General features: G+C 36.7%; 2 protein-coding genes and 1 pseudogene. All 3 read right to left on the bottom strand.

Going from position 1 to position 1,976, the window contains the following annotated elements:
* Positions 1 to 682, bottom strand: a pseudogene (locus tag HUN22_RS16760) (fimbria/pilus outer membrane usher protein); the annotation flags it as partial.
* Positions 683 to 691: 9 nt separating this feature from the next.
* The gene (locus HUN22_RS16765) at positions 692 to 1,396 is read right to left on the bottom strand and encodes a fimbrial biogenesis chaperone (protein ID WP_174731756.1); all 705 of its coding nucleotides are present in this window, start codon (positions 1,394 to 1,396) and stop codon (positions 692 to 694) included.
* A gap of 73 nt (positions 1,397 to 1,469) precedes the next feature.
* On the bottom strand, positions 1,470 to 1,976 hold a 507-nt coding region (locus HUN22_RS16770; protein ID WP_174731760.1), incomplete at its 5' end, for a Csu type fimbrial protein.

Consider the following 1,976-nt stretch of genomic DNA (forward strand, 5'->3'; position numbering starts at 1 on the left):
TCTCAGGGTCGACATATTGCCACTTACTTTCTAGGCGTACCCATTTTTCATGGCTATAACTATTTTCATTACTGCCGTTATATAAAACCCCTGAAGAAAAATTACCGATGGCACTGTTAAAAATCCCCTCTGCCGAACCGGAAAAGGTATTTTCATCATCGGTTATGCTGTTATACAGGCTGTAGTTGAGAATAGCTGCATTTAAGGGCTTCATCTTCAGCAAATGCGGGCTAGTAATCTGCTGACCATTTAAGTCAACTGAATAGCCCGTTAACATATTCGATGGAACTTTTAAGTTTAAAGACTGCTCATTCTCTAGATATTTAAACTGGACTCCATTGAGATCGTTAATACACACCCATTCGCTATCAACAACATGTTCATCCATTTTTATTCTTAATTTTTTTAAAGTACCAGATCGAATATATAGTTTCCCATCCTTAGATTGCTTTACAGCAACCAAATCTTCAGAAGCATTTGAGTTAATCGAAATATTTAAAAATAGATGAATTAAATCAATATCTTGATCCTGTTTATTCACTCCTACTTGTGTATATTCACCATTGCTACCTACAGATTTAGGAACACTGGGAACTGCAGTATTCGTATGATCTAATAACTGTTCGGCAAAAGAATATGCAGGAAAATACGCAACACATAAGACACCTATAATGTATTTCATATAAGCCTCTTAAAGTGTGGTTTTCTTACCATTAACTGTTAGAGATACGCTGTATTTATGATTTGGTTGATAGGTAAAGTTAGTAATAGAGTAACTTCGTGATTGCTCCGCAAGAATATAACCATTCACAGTATTTACTTTAATGGGATAACTTTTATTCGCCGTTGTATCAACAAGCGTTAAACTATTTAACAGTGCATGCCGATTTCCCATATTGCTAATATTTAAGGAAGGTGCACTCTCATTAGCATCAATTTTCCAATTTAGTTTGGTAATCGCGTTTTTATTCACTACAAATACTGGTAATGATGAGCGAAGTAGTACATTTACACCTTGAGCTGCTTTACGACTATCAATCGGTTTTGGTAACTCATCAATAATAATGCGATAGGTTTTTTCACCAGAAATAGATTCTGGGTTAATTCTAACTACACGCAAGTTATAAGAATCATTTGGCTGTAATTTTAAAAATGGTGGGCTAATTGCGATCTCATCTGTAGGAATTAGTTGATCTTGTCCATCCTTCTGCTCCCATTTAAATACGCGGATCTGTAAATCAGTACTTTCATTTGACTGGTTAAATAAACTAATTGAAGCAGCATTTTGATTACTTAATATTTCCACATTCACAGGCGAAAGACGGATTGTCGCGGCTTCAATAGAGCTAGATAAAGATAAGAATAATCCCATAATAATAAAAATATTTTTTTTCATGATTTGCCCAAATATCACTTTTTTAATGTATTAGCCCTTTTTAAAGGGCTAACTTATTTCTTATTTGTATAAATTAATAAGTTACCGTGATAGTCACTGTATCGACATAGCTACCTGCGCTTGGCAAAGCGGTGCCAGCTGGAATACGACCATACACGTTTACAGTTTGAACATTACCAGTCCCAGTTCCACTGTAGGCGGTCGTGGCGATACCGATTGCTGTGGCACGCCCTGTGTCCGAGAAAAGATTATAAGGAATATATTCGTCGCTAGTCGCCCCACCAATCATACGACGTTGGGTTGATAAAACATTCTGACCGCCATCAAATGACAAAGTCCATGGCACAGTATTATTACAAAGGACTTTAATTGAGGTACCACCTGTCGTTGTAGTGTCTGCATCTACATTACTAGCAAGCGAACTTAAAGTACCAAAGTCTAAAACTGCGTTTGTTGTCGTCCCTGTTGCAGAAGTATTCAACACACAACTATTTGTTACGGTGGCTTGAACAGTTAATGTACCCGCTGCTGTAGCTGCATTTGCAGCATTAAGAGAAAATACTCCAGCAGCAAATAATGA

The sequence above is a fragment of the Acinetobacter lactucae genome (genome assembly GCF_013344765.1).
Taxonomy (GTDB): Bacteria; Pseudomonadota; Gammaproteobacteria; order Pseudomonadales; family Moraxellaceae; genus Acinetobacter; species Acinetobacter lactucae_A.

Coding starts and splice junctions, on each gene's coding strand:
- HUN22_RS16765 (WP_174731756.1), bottom strand. CDS start 1,396: ATGAAAAAAAATATTTTTATTATTATGGGATTATTCTTATCTTTATCT.